The organism is Bacillus sp. CGMCC 1.60114, assembly GCF_042676365.1.
Classification (GTDB): Bacteria; Bacillota; Bacilli; order Bacillales; family Bacillaceae_G; genus Bacillus_A; species Bacillus_A rhizoplanae_A.
The window spans coordinates 77,738-96,698 of the sequence record NZ_JBHTHG010000093.1 but is presented as its reverse complement, the minus strand read 5'-3'; the positions used below and the strand labels follow the sequence as shown (position 1 = coordinate 96,698).

The following is an 18,961-nucleotide window of genomic DNA, read 5'->3' as shown; positions in this document are numbered from 1 at the left end:
GTTACACCTCCTGCAAAGATAAGTTTAACTTTCTTTATTTTCTCTCTTTCCCTCACAAGAAAACCTGTATAAATTTCACAAATTTTTATTCCTCATATAGTTCAATCGGTAAACCATCTGGATCTTGGAAAAACACAAAACGTTTTCCAGTAATTCCATCAATTCGAATTGCTTCAGTTTGTATACCATGCTGCTGTAAATATGAAATAGCTTCTTCTATATACTCAACAGCAAACGCTAAGTGTCTCAATCCCGCTGCCTCCGGAAAAGTTTTTCGTCTTGGAGGATTAGGAAATGAAAATAATTCAATTTGATATGTATCTCCAACACATAAATCGAGCTTATATGACTCCCTTTCTTCTCGATACACTTCACGCAGAACTTGAAAACCAAGTACTTCTGTATAGAATTTTTTTGATACTTCATAATTTGAACAAATAATTGCAATGTGGTGAACATGAGTAATATTCATTGTATCTTTTCCTTTCTTGCATATTCTTCTATGAAATGAAAAACCTATATATAAAGTGAAACTTTAATCTGTGGGGGCGTTTCTTCATCCCCCACTGATGGAAAGCCCGTCCAATCGGGCGCATATCAGTAGTTCCCACCTATCTTCTTCGCTTCTCTTAATCTTGAGGTGGGGTCTTACTGCCCGCAAATAGCAGGATACAACTGTTCATAAGGAGGGGTATTATGAAATTTTTCACATTTGTGCTCGGGCTCATTGTTGTTTTTTTTCTTGCTTTTATAGCAAGCAACAATAGAAAACATATTAAGTTCAAGTCGATTCTTATCATGCTTATTATCCAATTAATTTTAACGTTTCTATTATTAAATACACAAATGGGACTTGTCCTTGTAACAGCAATTTCCAACTTATTCAGTAAATTATTAGAATACGCTGCTGCAGGTATAAATTTTGTATTTGGTGGTCTTTTAAACAAAGGAGAAATGTCCTTCTTTTTAAATGTTTTACTTCCAATTGTATTTATCTCAATGTTAATTGGAATCTTACAACACTTTAAAATTTTACCATTTGTTATTCGCTGGGTCGGCTTTTTACTTAGTAAAATAAATGGACTTGGTAAACTAGAGTCCTATAACGCAGTTGCATCTGCTATTGTCGGACAATCTGAAGTGTTTATTACTGTAAAAAAACAACTCGGACAAATTCCAAAACATCGTCTATATACACTATGTGCTTCAGCAATGTCCACAGTATCCATGTCCATCGTTGGTGCCTATATGACGATGATTGAACCAAAGTATGTTGTAACTGCTCTCGTCTTAAACTTATTTAGCGGATTTATTATCGTATTAATTATTAATCCATACGATGTGAAAGACGAAGAAGATATTTTAGAAATCAAGGAAGAAAAACAGACTTTCTTCGAAATGCTGGGAGAGTATATTTTAGATGGATTTCGTGTCGCAGTTGTTGTGGGAGCCATGTTGATCGGTTTTGTCGCTCTAATAAGTGCTATAAACGGTTTATTTGGAATTATTTTTGGTATTACATTTCAACAATTACTTGGGTATGCATTTTCTCCAATTGCTTTCATTATTGGCATACCTGCTACAGAAATTGTACAAGCAGGCAGTATTATGGCGACAAAGCTTATTACAAATGAATTTGTGGCCATGATGGACTTAAATAAACTTGCAAATACACTTTCTCCTCGTACTGTAGGTATTATTTCCGTCTTTCTAGTGTCTTTTGCAAACTTCTCCTCTATTGGAATTCTTTCAGGAGCAGTAAGAAGCTTACATGAAAAACAAGGAAATGTCGTTGCAAGGTTCGGCTTAAAACTCCTATACGGAGCGACCTTAGTGAGTATTCTATCTGCAATTATTGTCAGTGTTATGATTTAACATAGGTACATGTTAGTCTTTATTTTTTCTATACAATAATTTTTAAACAGATGCCTTTATTATGTATAAGGCATCTGTTTTTTTGCATAGAAATTCTTCATACAGTGTGACTTATGAACGCCATTTGCAGGTAGTAACACCCCCACCTCAAAATTAGGTGACTGCCCGTAAAAACCCGATTGGACGGGCTTTCCGATAGAAGTTTCACTTTATATCAAATTATTTATTTCATATATTTCATTTTCATGTCAATTAAAAATTTATAGTGAAAACTCATTGTATTTATGTACAATAGAAAGTGTGCCTTTTTTAAAAATTATAAGAAAATACTTTAATTGATTGTTTAAAAGGAGAAATATTAATGAAGCCTGATTTAGAAACGACAGATAGAGTATCAACAAAACGCTCTAAGAAAAAGCGTATACTATGGTTTGTTCTCATTCCCTTATTCCTTGTGATTATTGGGGGAGGCAGCTATTTCTTCCATATATATAACAAAGCACAAGCTGTTGCAGATGGTGCATACTCCCAATTAGGACGAGGAGATAAATCTGAAAAACGCGCAAAAGCAGTAAAACCGATGACAGATAATGTTTCCATCTTAATCATGGGTGTAGATGAAAGTGATACACGCGCAAATGAATATAAAGGAGCAATTCGTACAGATGCATTATTACTTGCAACTATTAATAAAAATGATAAGTCTGTAAAGCTATTAAGCATCCCTCGTGATTCTCGTGTATATATTCCATCAGAAAAGAAAGAAGATAAAATTACACACGCCCATGTATTCGGTGGTGTTGATAGTACAATTAATACAGTAGAACGTTTTTTAGATGTTCCTGTTGATTATTACGTAAAATTTAACTTTAAATCATTTATAAAAATTGTTGATTCTCTTGGCGGTATTGATGTAGATGTACCAGTTACATTTACTGAACAAGATAGTAAAGACCAACCTGATGCTATTCACCTTGAAAAAGGTCGTCAGCATTTAAATGGCGAACAAGCACTTGCGTTAGCGAGAACACGCCATATTGATACTGACTATATGCGCGGCCAACGTCAACAACTTGTTTTAGAAGCAATCGCTAAAAAAGCATTATCTATAAATTCAATTGACAAACTTGGTGATTTACTGGATGCGGTAGACAATGATATCAAAACAAACTTAACTTTCGATGATATGATGGCAGTCACAAAAAATATGATGAGTTCTAATCTAAAAATGGATAAATTGCAGGTAAAAGGAAAAGACGAATATATCGATGGTGTATATTATTACGTTCCTGAAGAAAAAAGTGTTCAAGATATTTCTGAAGAACTACAAAACCACCTTGGTGTTACAGGTAAATCAGATCATAAGAAACTATAAGAAAAACAGCTGTTGTATACAACAGCTGTTTTTTTATATATTCTTCTTATTCCAGTACAAAACTTCCATCAGTTATCCCCCACCTATATTCTTCGCTTTTCTCAATCCTGGAGTGAGGGGCTTACTACCGCAAAATAGCAGCATACATTTCACACTGCAATACAAGCATGAATTTCTCTCATTCCCCCACATAAAAATCCTAATTAAAGGTAATTATATTACAAAAATGTAACGTTTTTTTACAAAAATGTTACACAGACAATAAAATTAATAGTATACTAGTTTGTAATCAATATCGTTTTTATCATTTTATACGTTAGAAATCATACATATAATAACCTAAACATTTTCTTTTTGGGGGGAAATAAATGAAATTACGCAATTGGATTATTGGTTCAGCGATTGCTGGTGGAATCGTGCTTTGTGCTGGCGGTGTTGGCGCATATCAATATGTATCCAAATTGAATCATCAGTTAGATACATACGTTTTACCCCACACAACATTTGAAGGTATTTCCTTAGATGGAAAAACGAAAAGCGACGTTCAAAAAGTTATTCAGCAAAAAGTTGATGAGCTAAATAAAAAATCCGTAAACTATGCCTTCCAAGACAACACACATACATATACTTTGCAAGAACTAGGCGTTGAATATAAAGATATAGATGTTGCAGATAAAATTTTCAAAGAACAACAGGGCAACATTTCCAATCGTTATAAAATGCGTAAACAAGCTGAAAAAGGTGAACTAAAACGTGACTATAAGATAAATCCTTCTATAAACACAGCAAAATACGATGCATTTATAAAAGAAAAATACAATGATCTCTTAGTAGAGCCTGTCAATGCAGAGTTATCTGTTTCGGGAACAACGGTTAATATTAGCGAGAGTAAAGATGGCGAAAAGGTTGATAAAGAAAAATTAAAATCTTTAACAGCTGAAGCAATTGCTACAAATAAACAGGACATCCAAGTTCCAGTCGTAGCCGTGAAACCTGAACACTCAACAGAAGATGTAAAAAACATGGGGATTCAAGAAGTAATTGGTGAATTTTCTACTCCACTGGCTGGACGAAATGCAAACCAAACATTTAACGTACAACGCGCTACGAATACATTAACAGGAGTACTTATTGCACCAGGTGAAACATTTAGCTTTAACAACCGTGTTGGCATAACAGATGCGGCACATGGCTATAAATCAGCTGCTGTATATGTAAACGGAAAAGTTGAGCAAAGTGCCGGCGGTGGTGTTTGCCAAGTAAGTAGTACATTATACGGGGCCGTATTGCGTGCTGATTTAGGAGTTGTGGCTAGAAGTAACCATTCTTTACCAGTACATTACTTACCACTTGGTCAGGATGCAGCTGTTGCTGACTATGGCCCTGATTTGAAATTTACAAATAATACTGGTAAGTACATTTACATTCAATCATTCACGAATGGTAGTAGTGTAACTGCTCGTATTTTCGGTACATCAACAGGAAAAGATGTAGAAATTTCTTCGAAAGTTATAAGTGAAACTGATAAAAGCATTGTAGCTGTAACATATAAAAAAGTAACACAAAATGGCCAAGTGCTATCTAACGGTCAAATTTCAAAAAGTACATACAAAAAGGCGTGATGATTCACGCCTTTTTGTTTTGTAATATAGAAACAAAATTGCTAACATGCACTTTTGTTTCTTCTATTGTCCATATACGATTTCCATACCGCTCAACTTCTTGACACACTTTCTTCCAATCTGCTGTTTTTTGCATTTGAGTAAATTCTTGTAATAATTTCTCTTTCGTTTCTTGTTCTTCCTGTTCTTGAAACTGTTGCATAAGATCAGTCATTTCTTCTTCATATATACTTAGTGTACAATATGCCCTAAGAAAATATTGAAATGTCGAATACATAACTCTCTCTCCTTTCTTATTTATTCAGAAGGATAAGAAGTAATAATTTTAAAACCGAGCTGACTCCCTTTATCTTTCTGCAACACAGTCACTGTATTACGAAGTCCATCTTTTACACGCATATCTTTTTTTAATACTGTTTTTCCAACTGGAAATGCATGCTTTGTATTCAATACAAGACGGTTTTCCTTCGATTCTTTCAGCCATTTATCAATTTCTTTTTCATGCTGCTTTAAACTATCTTTTACAGCCTTTGTTGCCGTTTCTTTATCGTAATATGTACTTGCAGCAGATACTTTATCTGTACGCAATCGTTCTTTTAATTGCTCTTCTGTTTTACCAACGTGACGCTCTAACGTATGACCATTTTTCGGTGGTCCTTCCATTTCATCTAAAATGTTGTCACTAACTTTTTCAATTGCTGCACTATTTTCTTTCGACGTGGTTTGTTTTTGTTGCTGTCCTGAACATCCACTTAATACAAGTATCATCATAAGCATTACGCTTATAACAACGTTACATAATCGTTTCATCGTATCACCTCTTCCATGATTATTGTATTATCTCTAGAAAAAGTCAATTCTATCGTATGTATCCTGTTATTTCCTAGCAGTTCTTGATATATGGTAAAGTGAAACTTCCATCAGTGGGGGTTTTCTTCATCCCCCACTGATGGTTAGTTGAACCAATCGGGCTTTTACGGGCAGTTATCCCCCACCGGTCTTCCTTGTTCCTCCCTGAAGCTTGAGGTGGGGGTCTTACTGCCCGCGAATAGCGGGATAAATCCACGGCAGAAAAAGGCCTCAACCGTTTCTATGTATGTCTAGATGCTCTCACCCACCTAAAATTTTCATGTCGTTTTCTCAATTTGTATTCATATAGAAATATGACTTTTTCTTCAAATATATCTATGACCTTACACAATTCTATTGTCTTAGTATGAAAAATGTGATGTAATGCTAGAAAAAGCAAAGGAAAACTAATTTATATGGAAGAAACGATTCAATCTTTTCTCACAGCGCATCATACAATTGCAATCCCACTTAGCATTTTACTCAATATTCTTATTAGCTTAATAGCCTTTATTCCCAGTATTTTTTTAACTGCTATTAACATCGCGTTATTTGGAGTAACAGAAGGAACACTCATATCAATTATTGGGGAAGCATTAGGGGCTATCATCTCTTTTTATTTATATCGCCTTGGTTTTCAAAAAATGGCTCAAAAAAATATAGATAAGTATCCAAAAGTACAAAAACTTCTTTATGTACAAGGAAAAGAGGCTTTCTTTCTCGTTTTATCATTTCGCCTCTTCCCCTTTATCCCTTCTGGCATCGTTACATTATTTGCGTCTTTAGGAACGATGTCCATTTTAACTTTTAGCGTCGCTAGTACACTTGGTAAAATACCAGCATTACTTATTGAAGTGTATTCCACCTATCACGTTATGAAGGGAACAAATGAAGCAAAATGGATTATTGCCATTGCTGGTTGCATTGGCCTGTTTTATGTATGGAAAAGATGGAAGAAAAAATGAAAAAAGGAGCATATGCTCCTTTTTTCATTTTATATACATGTGAGTGGAACTTAGTTCACACCTACTGCGTCATAAGACTGCTTAACAGCTGCCACTTCCGCAGAATTCGCACCATATAAATCAGCAGCTGCTTGTACCAATCCAGCACGCGCTTGGCTAAATGTTGTAGATTGAGTGAAATATACTGTATTTGCACGATAGTAGATTGCACCTACTTTCTCGTTACCAATACCATTCACCGTCACACCATAATGCGTACCGCCATTTGCTAATAAGTAAGCCGCTTTATTGATAATACTACTATTTGTATGAACCCCGCCATTATCACTCGTTCCTGTATAACGTTTAGAGTAATGATCTGGATCACCATATTTTGATGGGTCACTCATAGAACGAAGCGCATCACCAGCTGTACCAGGTGTATAAATATCTTCACCAATTTCCCAATCTGGATTACGGTTATCATAGTATTCTATTAATGTTCCAAAAATATCAGAGATTGCTTCATTTAATGCACCAGACTCATTTTGATAAATAAGATTAGAACTTCTTTCTGTCACAGCGTGCGTTAATTCATGTCCGACAACATCTTCACCACCGGATAATGGAATAAATGTATATCCATCTCCATCACCATACACCATTTGTGTTCCATTCCAGAAGGCATTGTTATAGTTGCTTCCATAATGAACTGTTGATTTTAACGCCCCACCAGCGTTGTCATAAGAATTGCGGTTAAATTTGTTTTTATAGTAATCATACGTTACACCAGCATAGTACTGCGCATCTACTGCCGCTGCATCACGAGTAGCATTAAAGATGTTATCCACATCTGCCCATAACGTTCCTGGAAGAGTCGTACGATTTTTTCCATCGTATGTGTAAATCGTCGCACCACGCGTATTATCTTGTAAATAATAAGTAGATCCAGATAATGTCGTATTAATAGACTTTGTGTCACCTAACACACCTGTTCCTGTCCCTACTTTATTTGTTCCTGTTACAGGCTTAGCAGTAGTACCAGCTGCAGTTTTAATTGGCGACTTATTTTCTGTTGCATTATGAATTGTATTATATTTGTTTAAAACTTTACCACTATCAGCTTCAATGAAATAATAATAGTTTCCTGGCTCTGGATCTAAGAAGTTTAATTTCACAACATATGCATACGTTGTGTCTTCACCATTTTGATATACATATAAGTCCGCAGATGGATCTACTTCATACTTTGGAGTGAATCCTAAGTCTTGTTGTGCAATTGCAATTGCTTTTTTGCCTTCAATTTTATTTTTGTTCTTCAATTTCTCTTTCTTGTCTAACTCAGGCGCAACTGTTCCTGATACAACTTTTAATGCGCCATCTTTCCCAACGTGAGCCACTTGGGTAGATCCCCATACCGGTACACCTTCATATACTTGTTGTAAACGAACAACTGTTGCATCGCCAACAGAGTCTTTTGTAACTTGTTGTACTTTAAAAGATTCTTCTGCACTTTTTGCGCCTAGTTTATAATCCTTTTTAGAAGAATTTAAATAATCAAATACAACAGTTTCCGCCTTCTTTCCTGATGCACTAGTTAGATTGCCCGATACAAACTCAGGAGACTGTACTGTCTCATTGTATTTCTTTGTGGACAGTACGTTCTTTGAATCTGCAAACGCAGAGCTTGTCCCCCCAAATGTTGTTACTGCCATTCCTGCCGCTAACACAAACGCTAAACCCTTTTTCTTCATATTCTCTTCCCCCTAAAAATTTTTTTTAAAAGAGTAGCTTTATAGTAGCATTAAGTTTCCACTATTAAAATACTGAAAATTGAAATAATTTCTTTCTCAAGTTTTGGAGAATTTTGACGAACAATTTTTGAAAAACCTCTTTCCTGAAGGAAAGAGGTTTTTCTTCTACGCTATACTATTTCAATACTTATGTCGGGTTGATTCTAACAATCAATATCTCAAAGTCACTATATTAAAGTATATTATTCCTCAAGTTTTGAAGAGTTTCGACAAAACATTTTTTGAAAAGTGCCTTCAGAACGGATAAATAATTATATGCAAGTTACAATTATTCTCGCTGCCAGCGAACACTAAAAAAAGATGGTCTCGGTACAATACCGAAGCCATCTTTTTAGTTCTTGCGTTTCTAAAGATCTCCCGCTACTTTTAGGCAGTAAGAGTCCGATTGGTGAGAGCTTTCCATTATATATTTACAACTTCAGTTTCATTTGCCTCTTGTCCAAAAACATCTGGTCTATTACCATACTGCGTATCAACTATTACAACTAATGATACTACTGTTAAAATGATACCAATTACTACTTTTTTCATCCTTATCCCTCCCGAATTGTTTCTAGAACCTCAATGGCTAGTTTATAATACTTATTACTTTCTTTAAATTCCGAACGATTAGCGAAATATTCCGCAATCTCTACATATACTTTCTTCAATTCTTTTATACTTCCTGCACTTTTAAAAAAAGGAATTGCCTCTGTTTCTAAAAATAGTTTATACGCACTTGGTTCTGCAAAATATTTATAACGAAGCATAAGGAGTAAGTACAACTTCGTATTGCACCTTTCATCTTTCTTAGCAAAAATGATCCCCTTATCAATCCACTCTTTTGCTTCTTCCAGTTGTTCAAGGTAAATACATTGAAGTGCCATCTCATATAACGTATCGACATAGTTCACATCTTCTTTTTGATATTGTAAACTTTCTACATAATATTTTTTGGCCTCTTTATACTTTTTCTTTCTATTGTATATATCTCCAATATTGCTTAATGTGATTGACATCAGCACATCTTTATCTGAAAAAGAATCCGCTTCACGCAGTATACTTTCATAAATTTTTAATGCTTCATCATACTGCCCTTTTTCAACATAGCCTAACGCAACGATGATTTGACAATTAATCACATTTCGGAACTTATATTCATTTCGAAATCCTTCCATAGCAATATTAGCAAAATGAAGTACCATATGTGGAATTTCCAAATGACTATATGCAAGTGCTAAATTATAATAAATTCCGGTTTCATAATAATTTTGTTCTTTTGCCATTAACTCTGTCTGAACTAAAAGACGTAATCCCTCTTGCCATTTATGCTGTAGGCAATAGCATAAAGCCTGACTATACTTATATAACAGTTGCTGAAATGGAGAATATTTTTTATAAACTTTTTTTAGTTTCTCCAACTCCTCTTTAAGAACTGGTATATTTCTCTTCATAATTAAATAACGTGTATATAATAATTTATAATAATTTACAATTTCAAAATCACTAATTTGTTTCATTTCAATTTCTAGTTCTCTATATACATCTTCAACTTTATGCTTATTTAAGTGAACTAGCGCTTGTAACCACTCATCTAACTTCCCTTTCACTTCCGCCTCTATATCTCTTAAATCTGAAACTGCAATCTCTAATCTCGTACATAGCAGCTGCAATATTTCTTCAGAAGCTTCAATTTTCCCATTTTCAATTTTGCTTAAATATGAGACGGAACAAATGCCCTGGCAGAGCTCCTCTTGAGTCATTTTTTGATGAAGGCGTTTATAAAAGATTTGTTTGCCCATTTTTTCTAAATTTTGCTGCATAGCTCCCTCCTCCATTCTAATGTATACCCTATTACCTTAATAATACATAAAATTGGGCGAAAGATAAATTGATAAATAAAAACATTCCGAACATTTTTATTCATTTTCACTTTATAACATTTATATGATATTTATTATTTTTAGCAAAAACTACAAAAAAAGCGGTATACTATAACCAAAATATGGAGGTGTTTACGTTATGACTCATTATAAAGATGATAGCTACGCCTTACACACAGACTTATATCAAATTAATATGACCTATACATATTGGAAAGATAATATTCATAACCGCCGTGCAGTATTTGATTTATACTTTCGCAAGCTGCCTTTTGACAATGGTTATGCTATTTTTGCAGGGCTTGAAAAAATTATAGAGTATGTGGAGAACTTTCATTTTACAGATAGTGATATTGCCTATCTAAAAGAACTTCAATTTGAGGAAGGTTTTTTACACTACTTACAAAGCATGAAATTTAGCGGATCTATTCGCAGCATGCAGGAAGGCGAAGTTGTCTTTCATAACGAACCGCTTTTACGTATAGAAGCACCGCTTGGAGAAGCACAAATTATTGAAACAGCTCTCTTAAATATTGTGAACTACCAAACATTAATCGCAACAAAAGCTGCACGGATGAAGCATGCAGCTGGTGATGATGAGCTCCTTGAATTCGGAACACGCCGCGCTCATGAGTTTGATGCGGCACTTTGGGGAACACGTGCAGCATTCATCGGTGGGTTTTCTTCAACAAGTAATGTTCGAGCTGGAAAACGTTTTGGCATCCCGGTTGCCGGCACACATGCTCATTCATTTGTACAAGCGTATCGTGATGAATATGTGGCATTCAAAAAATATGCAGAAACACATAAAAAATGCGTTTTTCTCGTCGATACATATGACACATTAAAATCTGGTGTACCAAATGCTATCCGCGTAGCAAAAGAATTCGGAGACCGCATTGATTTTTACGGTATCCGTCTCGATAGCGGTGATATGGCATACTTATCAAAAGAAGCACGTAAAATGCTAGATACTGCCGGTTTTACAAATACAAAAATTATCGCTTCAAGTGACCTAGATGAATACACCCTCTTACATTTAAAATCACAAGGAGCAAAAATTGATGTATGGGGTATTGGAACAAAACTAATCACATCATTTGAACAACCAGCATTAGGCGCTGTTTATAAATTAGTTTGTATTGAAGACGAAAATGGTGTACTGAACGACACAATTAAAATTTCTTCCAATCCTGAAAAAATTACAACACCAGGATTAAAGCGCCTCTATCGCATTATTAATCGCATCAATCAGCATGCAGAAGGTGATTATATTGCATTAGAGACAGAAGAACCACAGCAAGAAGAGCGCTTAAAAATGTTCCATCCTGTTCATACGTATATTAGTAAATTTGTCACGAACTTTGAAGCAAAAGAACTGCATCATGATATTTTCGTAAACGGACAGCGCACATACGAATCGCCAGACATCCTTGATATTCAGCGTCACACACAACACAGTTTAGCATCCTTGTGGGAAGAATATAAACGGACACTAAATCCAGAAGAATATCCAGTCGATTTAAGTCAAGCGTGCTGGGATCATAAAATGAACTATATCCAAACAGTCCGAGAACAAATTGCAAATCCTACAAAAAAATAAGGAGAGAAGCACCTTGCTTCTCTCCTTTTACTTTTACAAATCTTTTACTCGTAATACACGCATCGCATTTAACACAGCTAGTAACGTTACACCAACATCTGAGAAGACTGCTTCCCACATTGTCGCAATGCCAAATGCCCCTAATAAAAGAAAAACTCCTTTTATCCCTAAAGCAAAAATGATATTTTGCCATACAATACTGCGCGTACGTTTTGCAATTTGAATAGCGGTTACAATCTTCGAAGGTTCATCTGTCATAATAACAATGTCAGCTGCTTCAATTGCTGCATCCGATCCTAAACCACCCATTGCAATACCAACATCTGCTCTTGCTAATACTGGTGTATCGTTAATGCCATCTCCAACGAACGCAATTTTTTCTTTCGGATGTTTTGTCACATCAATTTTTTCGATTTCTTCTACTTTTTGATGTGGCAACAGTTCTGCATGTACTTCGTCAACACCAAGCTGTTTTCCAACTGCTTCTCCGACTAATTTCGCATCGCCAGTTAACATTACTGTTCTCTTCACACCAAGTTGTTTTAATGATTGAATTGCTTGCTTAGCATCCTCTTTGATTTCATCAGAAATGACAATGTATCCAGCATACACACAATCTACGGCTACGTGTACCAGTGTTCCAACAGTTTGCGGTTGCTGGAATGTAATATTTTCTTTACTCATTAACTTTGCGTTTCCAGCAAAAATTTCTTTTCCGCTTACTTTCACAACTGTACCATGACCAGAAATTTCATTATATTCCTCAATCATATGTTCATTAACTACTTTTCCATATGCAGCTCGAATTGACTGTGCAATTGGGTGATTCGAATATACTTCTGCAAATGCTGCATACTCTAACAATTCTTCTTTCGTCACAAATTCACTTGGCTGCATATCTGTTACCTTAAATACACCTTTTGTTAACGTACCCGTCTTATCAAATACGATATGTTTCACATCGTTTAATGCTTCTAAATAGTTACTTCCTTTTATTAAAATTCCGCTCTTAGATGCTCCGCCAATACCACCGAAGAAACTAAGTGGAATAGAGACAACTAATGCACAAGGACAAGAGATAACGAGAAAGACTAACGCTCTGTAAATCCAGTCTGAGAATGTTGCTCCCTCCAAAATAATTGGCGGAACAAAAGCTAATATTGCAGCTGTAATTACAACAGCTGGTGTATAATAACGAGCAAACTTCGTAATAAAGTTTTCCGTCGGTGCTTTACGACTACTTGCATTTTGCACCAAATCAAGAATTTTTGAAACAGTAGATTCACCGTATTCTTTCGTCACTTCAATTGTTAATACACCATTTTGATTGACAAAACCGCTTAATACGTCACTGCCGACCTCTACTTCACGCGGTACCGATTCTCCTGTTAACGCCGATGTATCTACCATCGATGTTCCTTCTATTACTTTACCATCTAATGGTACTTTCTCACCTGGTTTGACGATAATGAAATCACCAATTTGCACATCTTCTGGTGATACTTGTTTCGTTTCATTTCCTAGCTTTAAGTTTGCATAGTCAGGTCTAATATCCATTAACGAGCTAATCGACTTACGAGAACGATTTACCGCAATACTTTGGAACAGTTCACCTACTTGATAAAAGAGCATAACCGCGACAGCTTCCGGATAGTTTTGAGTCCCAAAAGCACCAAGCGTCGCAACTGCCATTAAGAAATTTTCGTCAAACACTTGCCCGCGTGTAATATTCTTTACAGCACGTAAAACAATCTCTCCACCTATAATAATATAGGCAATAACAAAAAGCGGGATTGTAACCATTTGTGGTAATGAAGCTAGTGCAGCGATAGCAGTTAAAATTGCCCCAATCGATAAACGCCAGATTATTTTTTTCGTACCAGCTCCTCCGTGGTCATGACTATGATCATGCTCTGTTTGCTCTTTCTCTGGAACTACTTTCACTTCTGGCTCTAATCGCTGTACGATTTCTTTTATGTTTTCAATAGTAGTCTCTAATTCTTTTTTATTCGCTACTTCTACTCTTAATTTTTTAGAAACAAAATCAACAGATGCAGATGCAACCGCAGGCATTTCATTTATTTTTGTTTCTATCTTCATTGCACAATTCGCACAATCCAATCCTTCTAACACAAATGTTTTTTTTGTTGCTTTCGTTTTTTGTTCTTCTTTCACATGGATATGCGGTTCTAATTTATTTACAATTTGCTTTGCTTCCATTACAACGTGTTCTTCTTTTTGTTTCGCTGTTTCTACCGTCATTGTTTTCGTTACAAAGTTAACGGAACAAGAGGATACCCCTTCTAACTCCCCAACACCTTTTTCAATTTTCATTGCGCAGTTCGCACAATCCAATCCTTCTAACACAAGTTTTCGTTTTATCAAAGCTTCCCCCATATGTCTTCCTCCTTGTGTCTCTACTGTTCTTCTTCGTTTACATGCTCAAATGCCTGTTCGAAAATACGAATGACATGATCATCAGCAAGTGAATAGTACACTACTTTTCCTTCTTTACGATTTTTCACAAGCTTTGCTTGCTTTAATACACGTAATTGATGAGAAATAGACGATTGTGTCATTCCGAGTAAATATGCTAAATCACATACGCACAGCTCTGCTTCAAATAAAACATGCAAAATACGTGTGCGTGTACGGTCTCCTAATACTTTAAATAACTCTGCTACTTGACTTAAGCTATCATCCTTTGGAATTGTTTGTTGTACTTGTTCTACAATTTCTTGATGAATGACATTTTGTAAACACGTTTCTTCAGTTGTTTCTACTTTTTGTTCAGTCACAATAGCTCACCTCTTTATTTGAACATATGAACAATCATTCATATATGTTATACCTTTATTATATGAACGACTGCTCATATGTGTCAATAATTTCCGATTTTATTTTTTGAACATTATATGTAAAAGATAAAAATCGGTAAATGGTTACTCCTTTTCTAGTTCCATAATGAAGATGAGTACGGAAAGTGCCCTATCCCATTTGAATAACTAAAAAAATAACTTTATGTAAAGTATATTAAAAATGGGGAAAGCGCCTACATTGATAGTAGGCGCTCTCCCCATTTCTTTGTCACTATTATATGGTTATCTTTATAAGTACAACATTGAGAAATGAAACAAGTAAATTCTAACTGATTATATCTTGAAAAACTTCTCTCTTTCTCTAGAAATCCAAGGTTGTAAATCATCCTTACTTTCTTGAAGCAACCGATTGACTAGTACATCATGCCAGATGTAATTCTCTAATAAAGATACGTGTACAGCATCATCCGTATAAAAGGCATTTCCATTTTGCTCTACAGGATGACCATAAACCATTTCCCTGCCGTCGATAGAAATAATAAACCACTTCTTTTTTCCAATATTGTCTACATAATCAGTCTTACGATGAACCACCAGCTCTGGTAATGGATTCTTAACCCCAAAGACAATCCCCTTAAGGCTACAAGTTTGTTGTTTCTCTCTTAAGTCGTCTACGAGTTTCTCGTACATAGAATCCCAAATAGATACTATAATTCTGTGCCGAGCACGACGAAGCAGAATACGACAGAATGAAAGAATATTTTCTTCTCCCTTAATAGTTGTAACACGTGTATCAGCCTTGGGTTCTTGATTCTCGAATAGTTTTAATTCTTGTTTTACAGATGTATATGTTTCTTCCCACTTTTGTTTGATAGATTCTAAAAATACATCAACAGGCAAAGGAGAATATTGTGCAGCTCCGTTTACTTCTTCTTTCATAACTACACCCATTTCCTCTAATCCTTCTAATACTTCATAAATTCGGGCTCTAGGAACACCTGATTGTTTGCTTACTTGGTAAGCACTGGACGTCCCTAGATATACTAAAGCTACATATGCTTTCGCTTCGTATTGCTTAAAACCTAGCAACTGAATTTCTTGTAAAATTTTATCCATATTAACCTTCCTATGTGAGCATTTAAAAAACGATAAATAATTTTTAATTTTTTAATCTACTAAAACTAATAGTATCGTTAAACAACAGTTTAGTAAATGCCTTCTATTGCATTGTAAATTTCTCATAAAAAGGCCTTACAAATAACTAATTGGAGAAAATTGTCTAATAATGTCTAATTTCCTTTATTTTTTAAATTTCTATATACAAATATTAATCAGTTTGCTAACATAGCACTATAGTCACTACTTAAATGGTGACTATAGTGCTATGTTAATAAATCTTATCAATTGTTCTAATTAAGGGATTTACAGTTCTAATTACGAGCTGATTTCTAATATATAAAATACATATGGTAGGTGGAGAACGTTGTTAGCAACAATCGAAAAAACAGAAGCTCATATTTTAGTATTAACAGATCAACAAAAAGAAGAAGTAAAGAGTTTAGTCGACTCCTTAAAAGTGGACCTTCAGCACATGGATCATTTTACATTAAACTATCTTGAAAGAATGTCCCATAGGTTACCTGACAAAGTAATGGAACAACTCATTCAATTCAAAAGAGAAAAAAACTCTTATGGTACTATCCTTTTTAGAAATCTTCCAACAGATTCTGAGTTACCTGATACTCCACACGACGGTAGACCTTCATCTCAAAAGCAAACTAATGTAAGTGAGTTACTATCATATCTGTTTATGTTGAATTTAGGTGAGCCTATCGGGTATGCCGATGAGAAAAATGGACAGATTATTCATGATATTTGTCCAATTAAAGGTAAAGAGAAAAATATCGAAAACAGCGGCTCGAAAGTATTCTTTAGCTATCATACAGAAGACGCCATCCATCCCTACAAACCAGATTACCTCTCTTTATTCTGTTTACGTTCGGATCATGACGAAAAAGCAGAAACCGAGACAGCTTCTATTATTAAAGCGTTGGAATTACTACCAGGATACGCTATTGATATTCTAAGACAGCCATTATTCATATTACGTCCACCAGCATCTTTTAATTCCCCTGAGTTATCCATACAAACAGCTGTATTAACAGGGAATATAATGAAGCCTAACTTATGTATTCATGCTTCTTTAATGGAAGGTATCAATGAAGAAGCTCAATGGGCCTTGACTGAATTAAAAAATGCCTTACATAAAGTATCTATTGGAATTGTATTACGTCCAGGAGATCTAATTATAATTGACAATCACTTAGCTGCCCATGCTAGAACAGCATTTACTCCTCGATACGATGGAAAAGATAGATGGTTACAACGTATGTTTGCTGTAATTGATATGAAGAATTCTAGTGCGAGCCGTTCACTATCAGGTAACATTTGTATGCCCTTAAAAATAGAACTAACTTCAAACAAATGATAATGAACAAGCTATTAATTCTTTAATGAAAGAATTAATAGCTTTTACTTCATAGGAGGAATGGATATGGAAGATATCAACTTTTACACATTAAGTTTCTTAGTACTCTCTGGTTTTTTTGCTGCTTTCGTAGATTCAGTAGTAGGAGGAGGAGGGTTAATTTCTATCCCAGCCCTACTGTTTACAGGATTACCACCTTCAACAGCAATTGCTACCAATAAGTTAGCAAGTTCAATGGGATCTTTAACCAGTACCATATCATTTATTAAATCTGGAAAAGTAAACTTTCCACTCGTATCTAAGCTATTCCCTTTGACTGTTGTTGGTTCTTTCTTAGGTGCATACATTGTAAAACATATTTCCTCAGAGGTCTTAAAGCCGTTAATCTTAGTATTACTAATCGCAGTTGCTATCTACACAATTCTAAAAAAAGATTGGGGCAAAGATTCTAGATATCAAGGAATGAGCTGGAAAAGGGGCCTCATCTTTGCAGTAGCGGTATTAAGTATTGGCTTTTACGATGGATTTTTTGGGGCTGGCACAGGTTCTTTTTTGTTATTTTCCTTTCTAATTATCGGATTTGATTTTGTACAATCAGCAGGCAATGCAAAAGTCCTTAACTTTGGTAGTAACATTGCAGCACTCATCATGTTTCTATATCTAGATGTTGTCAATTTTTCGTATGGAATTCCCATGGGAATTGCTATGATCTTAGGAGCTTTAGTGGGATCAAACTTTGCAATTAAGAAAGGTGTATCATATGTAAGAATATTGTTTATCGTTGTTACTCTGTTTCTAATCGGAAAAAACATTTTAGATTATATGCATCTTATTTAATTACCTTACCTATTAATATCTTTTCATTTTTGCAAAAATAAAAGCCGCTATTGGGTTATGACAACAATTCGAGAAATAACCCGCCAAAATTAAAAATTTATATAATTAAAGAAGGAACTTATCAGAAAATGAAATAGGTTCCTTCTTTATTGTATAAATAACCTCAAGTTTTCAATTCCGAAAATTCCAACTATTCAAGAGACAATATATCTCTTCTTTCTTGCATAATATTCCTATTCAGACTTAACTGCATCGACAATTAATGAGACAAACCCAAGTTTCCCATCTTGATTGCGATGATCAAAGCGTTTTGATCGATAAATAAAGCCTTCTTTTTCATTCCAGTCGTTAAAATGAAATTCTCCATTTTCATCACAATACTCTAGTACATTTACTTCAAAACCAGCTTCTTCAAACATCGAAGTCATTGTTTTATAGTTATGAACAATTTTATGACTTGCAGCTGGATGATCTAATGGTCCAGGTCCTCCGACTTGTACCCCAGCTTGATAATCTTCATCTGGAAAAAATGCATCTGGTACTGCACAGCGAATATAGCCGCCTGGTTGTAAAAATTCATAACAAACTTTTGCAGCTTCTATTCCCTCTTCATACGTTAAATGCTCCCATACATGTTCTGCTAAGATTGCTTTTATAGAATTTGAAGCAAATTTCTTTGTCCAATCTGCTCTTTTCAATAAATTCAGTTCATCTTCTTGTGTATGTAACCACCCTGGATTATTGTTATATCCTTCTGCTCCAACTACAACTCTTATTTCTTCTTTTACAAACATTATTTCTCCCCCTTTTACATCTTTCGACATAAAGGTTTCTATATACTTTCCTAAACTTCCTTCTAAAAACCAAAAAGCC

The 18,961-nt window shown here is 35.0% G+C and carries 17 protein-coding genes; 7 read left to right on the top strand and 10 right to left on the bottom strand.

Going from position 1 to position 18,961, the window contains the following annotated elements; all coding sequences use genetic code 11:
- Positions 1–85 precede the first annotated feature (85 nt).
- Complete coding sequence (gloA2, locus tag ACFQZ1_RS14090; RefSeq protein ID WP_377882810.1) at positions 86–472, bottom strand: SMU1112c/YaeR family gloxylase I-like metalloprotein; 387 nt, start codon at positions 470–472, stop codon at positions 86–88.
- A gap of 224 nt (positions 473–696) precedes the next feature.
- On the opposite strand from gloA2, the gene ACFQZ1_RS14085 reads away from it, so the two are divergent.
- The 3 genes from ACFQZ1_RS14085 (at position 697) to ACFQZ1_RS14075 (ending at position 4,872) form a co-directional block, all read left to right on the top strand.
- Complete coding sequence (locus ACFQZ1_RS14085) at positions 697–1,875, top strand: NupC/NupG family nucleoside CNT transporter (RefSeq protein ID WP_377882809.1); 1,179 nt, start codon at positions 697–699, stop codon at positions 1,873–1,875.
- 361 nt (positions 1,876–2,236) lie between these two features.
- Entirely contained in the window at positions 2,237–3,250 is a 1,014-nt protein-coding gene (locus ACFQZ1_RS14080) for an LCP family glycopolymer transferase (RefSeq protein WP_377882808.1), read from the top strand.
- A gap of 368 nt (positions 3,251–3,618) precedes the next feature.
- A complete protein-coding gene (locus tag ACFQZ1_RS14075) occupies positions 3,619–4,872 on the top strand; it encodes a VanW family protein (protein ID WP_377882807.1) in 1,254 nt (417 codons plus the stop codon).
- A gap of 4 nt (positions 4,873–4,876) precedes the next feature.
- On the opposite strand, the gene ACFQZ1_RS14070 is transcribed toward ACFQZ1_RS14075, so the two are convergent.
- Positions 4,877–5,149, bottom strand: a complete 273-nt coding sequence (locus ACFQZ1_RS14070) for a hypothetical protein (protein WP_377882806.1) — start codon at positions 5,147–5,149, stop codon at positions 4,877–4,879.
- Positions 5,150–5,169: 20 nt separating this feature from the next.
- A complete protein-coding gene (locus ACFQZ1_RS14065) occupies positions 5,170–5,682 on the bottom strand; it encodes an RNase A-like domain-containing lipoprotein (protein WP_377882805.1) in 513 nt (170 codons plus the stop codon).
- A 455-nt stretch (positions 5,683–6,137) separates the two neighbouring features.
- Here ACFQZ1_RS14065 and ACFQZ1_RS14060 point away from each other — a divergent pair, with 455 nt between their 5' ends.
- Positions 6,138–6,686, top strand: a complete 549-nt coding sequence (locus ACFQZ1_RS14060) for a TVP38/TMEM64 family protein (RefSeq protein WP_377882804.1) — start codon at positions 6,138–6,140, stop codon at positions 6,684–6,686.
- A gap of 50 nt (positions 6,687–6,736) precedes the next feature.
- On the opposite strand, the gene ACFQZ1_RS14055 is transcribed toward ACFQZ1_RS14060, so the two are convergent.
- The 3 genes from ACFQZ1_RS14055 to ACFQZ1_RS14045 form a co-directional block, all read right to left on the bottom strand.
- On the bottom strand, positions 6,737–8,419 hold the full coding sequence (locus ACFQZ1_RS14055; protein WP_377882803.1) for a M4 family metallopeptidase: 1,683 nt from the start codon (positions 8,417–8,419) through the stop codon (positions 6,737–6,739).
- Positions 8,420–8,881: 462 nt separating this feature from the next.
- Complete coding sequence (locus tag ACFQZ1_RS14050; RefSeq protein WP_377882802.1) at positions 8,882–9,010, bottom strand: NprX family peptide pheromone; 129 nt, start codon at positions 9,008–9,010, stop codon at positions 8,882–8,884.
- A 2-nt stretch (positions 9,011–9,012) separates the two neighbouring features.
- Positions 9,013–10,281 carry a helix-turn-helix domain-containing protein gene (locus tag ACFQZ1_RS14045; protein ID WP_377882800.1) on the bottom strand — a complete coding sequence of 423 codons (1,269 nt, stop codon included), beginning with the start codon at positions 10,279–10,281 and terminating at the stop codon, positions 9,013–9,015.
- A 199-nt stretch (positions 10,282–10,480) separates the two neighbouring features.
- On the opposite strand from ACFQZ1_RS14045, the gene ACFQZ1_RS14040 reads away from it, so the two are divergent.
- A complete protein-coding gene (locus ACFQZ1_RS14040) occupies positions 10,481–11,944 on the top strand; it encodes a nicotinate phosphoribosyltransferase (protein ID WP_377882799.1) in 1,464 nt (487 codons plus the stop codon).
- 33 nt (positions 11,945–11,977) lie between these two features.
- On the opposite strand, the gene ACFQZ1_RS14035 is transcribed toward ACFQZ1_RS14040, so the two are convergent.
- From ACFQZ1_RS14035 to ACFQZ1_RS14025, 3 genes are all read right to left on the bottom strand, one after another.
- Positions 11,978–14,341: a heavy metal translocating P-type ATPase gene (locus tag ACFQZ1_RS14035; protein WP_377882798.1), complete on the bottom strand. Its 2,364-nt coding sequence runs from the start codon at positions 14,339–14,341 to the stop codon at positions 11,978–11,980.
- 20 nt (positions 14,342–14,361) lie between these two features.
- Positions 14,362–14,742 (bottom strand): ArsR/SmtB family transcription factor, encoded by a 381-nt coding sequence (locus tag ACFQZ1_RS14030; RefSeq protein WP_377882797.1) that lies wholly within the window; start codon positions 14,740–14,742, stop codon positions 14,362–14,364.
- Positions 14,743–15,096: 354 nt separating this feature from the next.
- Entirely contained in the window at positions 15,097–15,879 is a 783-nt protein-coding gene (locus tag ACFQZ1_RS14025) for a TrmB family transcriptional regulator (RefSeq protein ID WP_377882796.1), read from the bottom strand.
- Positions 15,880–16,246: 367 nt separating this feature from the next.
- Between ACFQZ1_RS14025 and ACFQZ1_RS14020 the strand changes: the two genes are divergently transcribed.
- A complete protein-coding gene (locus tag ACFQZ1_RS14020; RefSeq protein ID WP_377882795.1) occupies positions 16,247–17,251 on the top strand; it encodes a TauD/TfdA family dioxygenase in 1,005 nt (334 codons plus the stop codon).
- Positions 17,252–17,317: 66 nt separating this feature from the next.
- Positions 17,318–18,088, top strand: a complete 771-nt coding sequence (locus ACFQZ1_RS14015) for a TSUP family transporter (RefSeq protein ID WP_377882794.1) — start codon at positions 17,318–17,320, stop codon at positions 18,086–18,088.
- 233 nt (positions 18,089–18,321) lie between these two features.
- On the opposite strand, the gene ACFQZ1_RS14010 is transcribed toward ACFQZ1_RS14015, so the two are convergent.
- Positions 18,322–18,882, bottom strand: a complete 561-nt coding sequence (locus ACFQZ1_RS14010) for a class I SAM-dependent methyltransferase (protein WP_377882793.1) — start codon at positions 18,880–18,882, stop codon at positions 18,322–18,324.
- Between the last annotated feature and the right edge of the window lie 79 nt (positions 18,883–18,961).

Bases quoted from the DNA above. Each gene is read 5' to 3' on its own strand.
- gloA2 (WP_377882810.1), bottom strand. From the start codon at position 472: ATGAATATTACTCATGTTCACCACATTGCAATTATTTGTTCAAATTAT.
- ACFQZ1_RS14085 (WP_377882809.1), top strand. From the start codon at position 697: ATGAAATTTTTCACATTTGTGCTCGGGCTCATTGTTGTTTTTTTTCTT.
- ACFQZ1_RS14080 (WP_377882808.1), top strand. From the start codon at position 2,237: ATGAAGCCTGATTTAGAAACGACAGATAGAGTATCAACAAAACGCTCT.
- ACFQZ1_RS14075 (WP_377882807.1), top strand. From the start codon at position 3,619: ATGAAATTACGCAATTGGATTATTGGTTCAGCGATTGCTGGTGGAATC.
- ACFQZ1_RS14070 (WP_377882806.1), bottom strand. From the start codon at position 5,149: ATGTATTCGACATTTCAATATTTTCTTAGGGCATATTGTACACTAAGT.
- ACFQZ1_RS14065 (WP_377882805.1), bottom strand. From the start codon at position 5,682: ATGAAACGATTATGTAACGTTGTTATAAGCGTAATGCTTATGATGATA.
- ACFQZ1_RS14060 (WP_377882804.1), top strand. From the start codon at position 6,138: ATGGAAGAAACGATTCAATCTTTTCTCACAGCGCATCATACAATTGCA.
- ACFQZ1_RS14055 (WP_377882803.1), bottom strand. From the start codon at position 8,419: ATGAAGAAAAAGGGTTTAGCGTTTGTGTTAGCGGCAGGAATGGCAGTA.
- ACFQZ1_RS14050 (WP_377882802.1), bottom strand. From the start codon at position 9,010: ATGAAAAAAGTAGTAATTGGTATCATTTTAACAGTAGTATCATTAGTT.
- ACFQZ1_RS14045 (WP_377882800.1), bottom strand. From the start codon at position 10,281: ATGCAGCAAAATTTAGAAAAAATGGGCAAACAAATCTTTTATAAACGC.
- ACFQZ1_RS14040 (WP_377882799.1), top strand. From the start codon at position 10,481: ATGACTCATTATAAAGATGATAGCTACGCCTTACACACAGACTTATAT.
- ACFQZ1_RS14035 (WP_377882798.1), bottom strand. From the start codon at position 14,341: ATGGGGGAAGCTTTGATAAAACGAAAACTTGTGTTAGAAGGATTGGAT.
- ACFQZ1_RS14025 (WP_377882796.1), bottom strand. From the start codon at position 15,879: ATGGATAAAATTTTACAAGAAATTCAGTTGCTAGGTTTTAAGCAATAC.
- ACFQZ1_RS14015 (WP_377882794.1), top strand. From the start codon at position 17,318: ATGGAAGATATCAACTTTTACACATTAAGTTTCTTAGTACTCTCTGGT.
- ACFQZ1_RS14010 (WP_377882793.1), bottom strand. From the start codon at position 18,882: ATGTTTGTAAAAGAAGAAATAAGAGTTGTAGTTGGAGCAGAAGGATAT.